This window comes from Pseudorhodobacter antarcticus (assembly GCF_900110135.1).
In the GTDB taxonomy this organism is placed as follows: Bacteria; Pseudomonadota; Alphaproteobacteria; order Rhodobacterales; family Rhodobacteraceae; genus Pseudorhodobacter; species Pseudorhodobacter antarcticus.
The window spans coordinates 1-8,532 of record NZ_FOCO01000074.1 but is presented as its reverse complement, the minus strand read 5'-3'; the positions used below and the strand labels follow the sequence as shown (position 1 = coordinate 8,532).

Here is an 8,532-nt window from a genome sequence, read left to right as displayed (position 1 = left end):
AGCCGCGATCATTCCGCCGCGCAAGAACGCCAAGCCATGGAAACCCGACACTCCTGGCGCGATCGCGCGGAACGAGGCCCTCCGCGCGTCGAAACGCTTCGGCCGGACGATATGGCGACGATGGAGCGGCTATCACCGCCGAAGCCGCGTCGAAACAAAGATGCACTGTGTCAAACTGCTGGGTCAGCGCCTTATGGCGCGGGACTTCGACCGTCAGGTCGCGGAGTTCCAAGTTCGTGTTGCCGTCCTGAACGGCTTCACCACTCTCGGCACGCCCATTACAGAAGTCGTGGGATAAGTCTGTCCGGGGATAGGGGAACCCTCACCGTCAGACCATTTGTGCAACAGAGCCGATAGACAGCCAAATCTTTGTCGGGGCCTCGGCGGTGGGGGCGGCTGGCGTGGCGGCACCCGTATCCATCAACGGGGTCATGTCCTTGGTGTTTGGCACCACCTCTGGTCAAGGCCTGCTCAGCTACCGCCTTGATGGCGCGGGGCAAATGACCACACTCGCCACCATCGGCGGCAGCCCGTCCGGTCTTGCCCACAGCCTGTCGATGACCAGTTTGGCCAGCGCGGGCGGCACCTTTGTTTACACCGTGAATGAAACCTCGGGCCGCTTGGAAACCTACCGCATCGCGGCCAATGGTCAGTTCGAATCCCTCACCCCCACCAACAGCGCGCAATTGTTCACCGTGTCGGGCGACACCCAGATGCAAACCGTCACCATCGGGTCGGCGCATTACGTCCTTGTCACCGATCAAGCCACCCAAGGTGTCCTTAGCTTTTCTGCCAACCCCACCACGGGGGCCTTGCAGCTTGCGGGCCAAATGGGCTCGGCTTGGGGCATCGGCATCGCGACCCCCACCGCGATGGAGGTGGTCACCGCCTTTGGCCACACTTGGGTCATCGTGGCGGGCGCTGTCAGCAACAGCCTAAGCGTGATGCGCATGGCGGCGGACGGGTCGCTGGAACCGACCGACCATATCCTTGACACGCTGCACACCCGCTTTGGTGGCGCGCAATCTATGGCCATCGCGCAATCGGGCGACCGGGTTTTTGTGGTGATCGGCGGGGCCGATGATGGCCTCAGCCTGTTCGCCCTGCTGCCCAACGGCGATCTGTTGCACTTGCAAACCATCGCGCATACCAGCGGCGCAGGGTTGATGAATGTCGAACAAATCACCGCCGCCGTGGTGGGCAACAGCGTGCAAATTTTCGTCTCCAGCGGGGTGGATACGGGCATCACACAATACAGCCTGTCCATTGGCACGGCAGGCATCGTGATAGTTGACACCGACCGCCGCGAAAGCACGCTGACAGGCACCGCAGGCAACGATATTTTGGTTGGCGGCGACCGCCGGGTGGATACGCTTTTTGGCGGTGCGGGCGATGATATTCTGGTCGGTGGCCCCACAGCGGTGGATCTTTATGGCGGCGCAGGCCGCGACACCTTCATGGTCACCGAAAGTGCGGCCACCACCCGCATCATGGATTTTCAACTGGGTATCGACACGATTGATATGTCCAACTACCCCATGCTGCGCTCTGCCGGGCAACTGTCCATCGTGTCCACCGCGTTCGGCGCCATCATCACCATGCGCCGCGCCACGATCGAAGTGCATGGCATGACCCCCGGCCCTTTGACCGAGGCGGATTTGTTTGGCACCGGCTTTTCATGGCCCGACCGCGTTCTGGTCTTGGGCGATGAACCGGAGGAGCCGGAAGAACCGCCGCCGCCCCCTCCACCACCACCGCCACCGCCCCCCCCTCCGCCGCCCCCACCCCCGGACCCGAACGCAGGCGTCACCCTGCGCGGTGGGGCGGGCAATGACACCCTGAACGGTGGCAATCGCAACGATGATTTGCGCGGCGCGAATGGGGATGATGTGCTGACAGGCTTTGCCGGGGCCGACACCTTGATGGGCGAAGGCGGGGCAGACACCCTCTTTGGCGGCTATGGCAATGACACCATCGACGGGGGCACGGGCCGCGACCAACTGTTCGGCGGCACCGGCGATGATGCCGTCGCGGGCGGCAGCGATGCCGATTACATCGTCGGCGGCGAGGGGAACGACACCTTGTCGGGCGACACTGGCAATGATGTGCTGTCGGGCGGTACGGGCAATGATGCCCTGAACGGCGGCGATGGGTCCGACTTTTTGCTGGGCGGCGTGGGCAATGACACGCTGCACGGCAATGGCGGCAATGACCTGCTGCTGGGCGGGGCAGGGGGCGGCGCCGATTGGATGTATGGCGGCGATGGCAACGACTTTTTATGGGGCGATGATGGCAACGATCAAATCTGGGGCGGCGCGGGCAATGACATCGTCAGCGGCGGCACGGGCGACGACAGTCTTTATGGCGACGACGGCGATGATGTGATCTGGGCCTCTTTCGGGGATGATTATGCCGAAGGGGGGGCGGGCAACGATCAAATCAGCGGTCAAGCGGGCGATGACACCCTGTCGGGCGGCGATGGCGACGATCACCTTTGGGGTGGGGCGGGCAACGACCAAATCTTGGGCGACAGCGGCAATGACACGCTGTACGGCAATGATGGCAACGACTTCATGATGGGCGGCGCTGGCAATGACGGGCTGCGCGGCGGTGATGGCAATGACACGCTGCTGGGGGGGGCGGGCAACGACTGGCTGTCTGGCGGGGCAGGGGCCGATGTGTTCTGGTTTTCGCGCAACGAAGGGTTCGACATCGTCGCCGACTTCACCCCAAACCTTGACCGCATCGAAATCAGCGGCAGCGGCCAAAACTTTGCCACCCTTGCCATCACCCAAAACCTTGGCAACACCTTGATCACCTTTGGCTCCGGTCAAATCCAACTGAACGGCATCAGAATGGCCTTGCTGGACCCCGACGATTTCATCTTTTCCTGATAAATCCGCGCCAACTGTGTCTTTTCATACAACCCTGCCAGCGGGTTTGCGCCCTATGCGCCTTTCGGCCTTGGATAATCCGCAAAAAATTGCGAAATATGCGGCGTAAATTACAAGGACCCAACCCATGCCCGTATCATCGGCCGACCCCGTAGCGATCTCTGCCAGCACCCTGACCCATTTGCAGCGGTTGGAGGCGGAAAGCATCCACATCATGCGCGAAGTGGTCGCGAATGCCGAAAATCCGGTCATGCTCTATTCCGTGGGCAAGGACAGCGCATGCATGTTGCACCTTGCGAAAAAGGCGTTTTACCCCGCGCCGCCGCCCTTTCCCTTGCTGCATGTCGATACGACATGGAAGTTTAAGGAAATGTACAAGCTGCGCCAAAAGGCGGCCGATGATGCGGGCATGAAACTGATCGTGCATCAAAACCCCGACGCGTTGGCGCAAGGCATCAACCCGTTCGATCACGGCTCTATGCACACCGATATGTGGAAAACCGAAGGGTTAAAGCAAGCCCTGACCAAATATAATTTCGACGTAGCTTTCGGTGGCGCGCGCCGCGACGAGGAAAAATCCCGCGCCAAGGAACGCATTTTTTCCTTCCGCTCCGCCAACCACCGCTGGGACCCCAAACAACAGCGCCCGGAGCTGTGGAAACTTTACAACACCCGCAAGGCCAAAGGCGAATCCATCCGCGCTTTCCCTCTGTCCAACTGGACTGAACTCGACATCTGGCAATACATCCACCTTGAAAACATCGAAATCGTGCCGCTGTATTTCGCCGCCCCCCGCCCGGTGGTGGAATGGAACGGCATGTTGATCATGGTCGATGATGAACGCTTCCCCCTCGCCCCCGGCCAAGTCCCCGAAATGAAATCCGTGCGCTTTCGCACTCTTGGCTGCTACCCCCTGTCGGGTGCCGTGGAAAGCAAAGCGACCACCTTGCCCGAGGTGATCCAAGAAATGCTGCTAACCACCACATCCGAACGCCAAGGCCGCGCAATCGACCACGACCAAGCCGCATCCATGGAAAAGAAAAAGCAAGAGGGGTATTTCTAAATGACCGTTGCAACCAACCCCGCCTACATCACAGAAACCCTGATCGCCGAAGACATCGACGCGTATCTGGTAAAGCATCAGCACAAAACCATGCTGCGCTTCATCACCTGCGGTTCGGTCGATGATGGCAAATCCACGCTGATCGGTCGCCTGCTGTATGACAGCAAGATGATATTCGAGGACCAGCTGGCAACGCTGGAAAACGACAGCAAAATGCACGGCACCCAAGGGCAGGGGATTGATTTTGCCCTGCTGGTCGATGGGTTGGCCGCCGAACGCGAACAGGGCATCACCATTGATGTCGCCTACCGCTTTTTCGCCACCGACAAACGCAAATTCATCGTCGCTGATACCCCCGGCCATGAACAGTACACCCGCAATATGGTCACGGGTGCCTCCACCGCCGACCTCGCGGTGATCTTGATCGACGCGCGCCAAGGCGTGCTGACCCAAACCCGCCGCCACTCTTATTTGGTCAACCTCTTGGGCATCAAAAACATCGTTTTGGCGGTGAACAAGATGGATTTGGTCGGCTACAGCGCCGAACGCTTTTACGAAATCGTGTCGGAATATTCGCATTTCGCCAAACAAATCGGCATGAAATCCTTTTTGCCCATCCCGATCTCGGGCCTCGCGGGCGATAACATCGTCACTCGTTCCGAAAACACCGCGTGGTATCAAGGACCCACGTTACTGGGCCACCTCGAGGATGCACCCATCACCGTGGCCCGGATGCAAGACGCACCCTTCCGCATGGCCGTGCAATGGGTCAACCGCCCCAACCTCGACTTTCGCGGCTTCGCGGGCCTCATCGGGTCCGGCTCCATCGCCCCCGGTGATGCCATCCGCATCCTGCCCTCGGGCAAAACCACCACCGTCAAATCCATTGTCACCTATGGCGGCAACCTTGATCGCGCCGTCGCTGGCCAATCCGTCACGCTGACCTTTAATGACGAGGTGGATTGTTCACGCGGCGACGTTATCACCACCGCCGATGCTCCGTGCGAAGTGGCCGACCAGTTTGAAGCAACGCTGGTCTGGATGGGTGAGGCTGAAATGCTGCCCGGCCGCCCCTACCTGCTGAAAATGGGCACCCAAACCCTGACCGCCACCGTGACCGAACCGAAGTATGAGGTGAACGTCAACACCCTCGAACACCTCACCTCCGACACCCTCAAACTCAACGCGATTGGTGTGGTCAACATCTCCACCGACCGCGCCATTCCGTTTGACAGCTACGCCAATAACCCCGATCTGGGCGGTTTCATCCTGATTGACCGCGCGACCAACGCGACCATCGCCGCGGGCATGGTCCATTTCGCCTTGCGCCGCAGCCAAAACATCCATTGGCAAGCGTTGGACGTGGACCGCACCGCCCACGCCGCGATCAAAAACCAGCAACCAAAGGTGGTTTGGTTCACGGGTCTGTCCGGTTCCGGCAAATCCACGATTGCCAATATTGTGGAAAAAAAGCTCCACGCCATGGGCAAACACACTTTCCTTTTGGACGGTGACAACGTGCGCCACGGGTTGAACCGCGATCTGGGCTTTACCGATGCCGACCGCGTGGAAAACATCCGCCGCGTGGGCGAAGTGGCCCGCCTTATGACCGATGCCGGCCTGATCGTTCTGACCGCTTTCATCTCTCCTTTCCAGGCCGAACGCCGCCTTGTGCGCGATATGATGGACGCGGGTGAATTTATGGAGGTGTACGTCGATACCCCCTTGGAGGTCGCCGAAAGCCGCGATGTAAAGGGCCTCTATAAAAAGGCCCGCGCGGGCAACCTTAAAAACTTCACCGGCATCGACAGCCCGTATGAAGCGCCCGAGGCCCCGGAACTGACCGTCAACACCACCGCATTGACCGCCGAGGAGGCCGCAGAATTGGTCATCGCGGCAATTCTTGCCAGCTAACCCCCTTGGCCCTTGGTGCAAAAATTTATGCACCAAGGGCCAAACCGCCAAACTCTTGCCGCTTTTCGGGGTGACAGCCACGACACCATAACGCGCAAAGGATCTTGCCATGAAAATCGCCATGATCGGCACCGGCTATGTCGGCCTCGTCTCGGGTGTCTGCTTTTCCGATTTCGGCCATGAGGTGGTTTGCGTCGACAAAGACCCGAAAAAAATCGCTTTGCTGAACGCAGGCAAGGTCCCAATCTATGAACCAGGGCTGGAAGAGGTTATGGCCCGCAACGTGGCCGCTGGCCGCCTTACCTTCTCCCTCGACCTGCCCGCCGCAATTGCAGGGGCAGAGGCGGTTTTTATCGCTGTTGGCACCCCCACCCGGCGCGGTGATGGTCACGCAGACCTGACCTATGTCATGGCCGCCGCCGAAGAAATAGCACTGGCCGCCAAGGATTATATGGTCATCGTCACCAAATCCACCGTCCCCGTCGGCACCAACCGTAAAATCAAACAGGTGGTGTCCAAGGCCAACCCCACCCTTGATTTCGCCGTCGCCTCCAACCCCGAATTCTTGCGCGAAGGGGCGGCGATTGATGACTTCATGAAACCCGACCGCGTTGTTGTCGGCGTCCAAACCGACCGCGCGGCGGAGGTGATGAGCGATATTTACCGCCCCCTGTACCTGCGCGATTTCCCGATTGTGATCACAGATCTGGAATCGGCGGAAATGATCAAATACGCCGCCAACGCGTTTTTGGCGACCAAGATCACCTTCATTAACGAAATCGCGGCGCTGTGCGAAAAGGTGGGGGCTGACATCAAACAAGTGTCCAAAGGCATGGGCATGGACAACCGCATCGGCAACAAGTTCCTGCACGCTGGTCCCGGTTATGGCGGATCATGTTTTCCCAAAGATACCAAGGCCTTGGCGCGCATGGGCCAAGATCACGCCATCCCCATGCAGATCACCGAAATCGTGATCAAAGTGAATGAGGAAATCAAACGCCGCATGATCGACAAGCTGCTGGATCTGTGCGGCGGCACCTTCAACGGCAAAACAATCACCATTTTGGGTGTCACCTTCAAACCCAATACCGATGATATGCGCGACGCCCCTAGCCTGACCATCATCCCCGCGCTCGTCGGCGCAGGCGCCAAGGTCCGCGTGGTCGACCCCCAAGGTCAGCACGAAGGCGAGGCGCTGTTGCCCGGCGTGGTCTGGATGGATGACCCCTATAAGGCCGCCAACAAATCCGACTTGCTGGTGATCTTGACCGAATGGAACGAATTTCGCGCGCTCGACCTCAAACGGCTGGCGAAAAAAATGGCAAGCCCCCGCATGGCCGATCTGCGCAACATCTATTCCGCCCGCGATGCGCGCCGTGCTGGGTTTGATGCGTATGAAAGCATCGGGCGCACCGCCCAAACCGCAACACCCGAATAAGCATAAAAAAACCGCCCCCAAACTAACGGGGGCGGTTTTTTCCTGTCCCGCTGCGCTTACAGCGGCATGTTGATGAACCCGTCCAGCCCGGCCAAACTGTTCAGCCCGGTCAACGTCACCACACTGTCCGCGCCAAAGGTGAACACAACATCCGACCCAGCGACCGACCCAAACGCCCCGATAAAATCGGTGGTCGTGGTCGCCGCGCCCCTACATGCTGGCCCCAAACGTCAAACCGTCGCCTTGCGTCATGCTGAAATCGGAAATCACATCCAACCCCTCATTGGCGGCAAAGATGAACACATCCGCGCCCGTGCCACCAAACAGCACATCATTGCCCGCATTGCCAGAAAGGGTGTCATTGCCACCATCGCCATAAATCGCATCATTGCCGGCACCGCCGCCAATTTCATCATTGCCCCAACCGGCAAAAATCGTATCCGCACCCGCGCCGCCAAACAGCCTGTCATTGCCAAAATCACCGCTGATGCTGTCGTTGCCATCCTGGCCATAGATCACATCATTGCCCAAGCCACCGTCCAGATAATCGTTGCCTTCACCGCCCAGCATGGTGTCATTGCCGTCTTGCCCAAAAATACGGTCGTCATCCATCCCGCCAAAGCCACATCTGGTCTTGTCACGCTTACGTTCCGGTCTTTCAACTCATTTATGCGGCCTTTCGTTTGAATGCCAAGGGGCTTTTACCGCCCAACGATGACTGCCTGCGCCGTGGATTATAGAACCCGTTGATATACTGGAAGATCGTGCCTTCTGCCTGACGGCGTGTGTCCCAACGATTGCGCCAGATCAGCTCGGCCTTGATGGATTTGAAGAAAGTGAGGAGGATCAGGAAAGGCCCCGGTGGGGCGTTTCCCCGACGCAAGACCATCGAATTGTCGTAACAATTGTCCTTGCCGCTCATCCACTGCCCGGCAGCGTATGTTTACATGCGCGAGTATCCGTATTGGTCAAGCTGGGTTTTGCGTCCATTTTCTCTGATCCCGAAGCAGTGCGTTGGCCATGACAATCAGTTTTCGCATGACGGCTGTGATGGCCAGTTTTTTGCATTTCCCGGTCGAGATCAGCTGCTCGTATTTTGCCTGCATGTCTGGATTGAAGCGTGTTGCAATAACCGCTGGCAAATAGACCGCGTGCCTGACACTGGCGCGCCCGCCTTGGACGCGTTCCTTGCCTTGCCACTTTCCCGATTGCCTCGATATGGG

8 protein-coding genes and 1 pseudogene are annotated in these 8,532 nt (G+C 59.0%); 5 read left to right on the top strand and 4 right to left on the bottom strand.

What is annotated here, in order from left to right:
- The 5 genes from BMY36_RS18305 to BMY36_RS18285 all read left to right on the top strand — a co-directional run.
- Positions 1-298: transposase (locus BMY36_RS18305; protein ID WP_139194141.1), on the top strand; the 298-nt coding region annotated here is incomplete at its 5' end.
- Positions 299-431: 133 nt separating this feature from the next.
- On the top strand, positions 432-2,894 hold the full coding sequence (locus tag BMY36_RS18300; protein ID WP_050520982.1) for a hypothetical protein: 2,463 nt from the start codon (positions 432-434) through the stop codon (positions 2,892-2,894).
- Positions 2,895-3,021: 127 nt separating this feature from the next.
- On the top strand, positions 3,022-3,957 hold the full coding sequence (cysD, locus tag BMY36_RS18295; RefSeq protein ID WP_050520981.1) for a sulfate adenylyltransferase subunit CysD: 936 nt from the start codon (positions 3,022-3,024) through the stop codon (positions 3,955-3,957).
- Positions 3,958-5,871 carry a sulfate adenylyltransferase subunit CysN gene (cysN, locus tag BMY36_RS18290; RefSeq protein ID WP_050520980.1) on the top strand — a complete coding sequence of 638 codons (1,914 nt, stop codon included), beginning with the start codon at positions 3,958-3,960 and terminating at the stop codon, positions 5,869-5,871.
- A gap of 109 nt (positions 5,872-5,980) precedes the next feature.
- Positions 5,981-7,309 (top strand): UDP-glucose dehydrogenase family protein, encoded by a 1,329-nt coding sequence (locus BMY36_RS18285; RefSeq protein WP_050520979.1) that lies wholly within the window; start codon positions 5,981-5,983, stop codon positions 7,307-7,309.
- A 56-nt stretch (positions 7,310-7,365) separates the two neighbouring features.
- Here BMY36_RS18285 and BMY36_RS20100 read toward each other — a convergent pair whose 3' ends face one another.
- From BMY36_RS20100 to BMY36_RS18270, 4 genes and pseudogenes are all read right to left on the bottom strand, one after another.
- On the bottom strand, positions 7,366-7,536 hold the full coding sequence (locus BMY36_RS20100) for a hypothetical protein (protein ID WP_156215284.1): 171 nt from the start codon (positions 7,534-7,536) through the stop codon (positions 7,366-7,368).
- Positions 7,520-7,921 carry a calcium-binding protein gene (locus BMY36_RS18280; RefSeq protein WP_050520978.1) on the bottom strand — a complete coding sequence of 134 codons (402 nt, stop codon included), beginning with the start codon at positions 7,919-7,921 and terminating at the stop codon, positions 7,520-7,522. The genes BMY36_RS20100 and BMY36_RS18280 overlap by 17 nt, the downstream gene beginning before the upstream one ends.
- A 55-nt stretch (positions 7,922-7,976) precedes the next feature.
- Positions 7,977-8,231 (bottom strand): annotated as a pseudogene (locus BMY36_RS18275) (IS3 family transposase); the annotation flags it as partial.
- A 46-nt stretch (positions 8,232-8,277) separates the two neighbouring features.
- The coding region (locus tag BMY36_RS18270; protein ID WP_139194139.1) for a transposase at positions 8,278-8,532 on the bottom strand (255 nt) is incomplete at its 5' end.

What these genes read in the sequence shown, in the direction of transcription:
- BMY36_RS18300 (WP_050520982.1), top strand. Translation starts at nt 432, where the DNA reads ATGTCCTTGGTGTTTGGCACCACCTCTGGTCAAGGCCTGCTCAGCTAC.
- cysD (WP_050520981.1), top strand. Translation starts at nt 3,022, where the DNA reads ATGCCCGTATCATCGGCCGACCCCGTAGCGATCTCTGCCAGCACCCTG.
- cysN (WP_050520980.1), top strand. Translation starts at nt 3,958, where the DNA reads ATGACCGTTGCAACCAACCCCGCCTACATCACAGAAACCCTGATCGCC.
- BMY36_RS18285 (WP_050520979.1), top strand. Translation starts at nt 5,981, where the DNA reads ATGAAAATCGCCATGATCGGCACCGGCTATGTCGGCCTCGTCTCGGGT.
- BMY36_RS18280 (WP_050520978.1), bottom strand. Translation starts at nt 7,921, where the DNA reads ATGGATGACGACCGTATTTTTGGGCAAGACGGCAATGACACCATGCTG.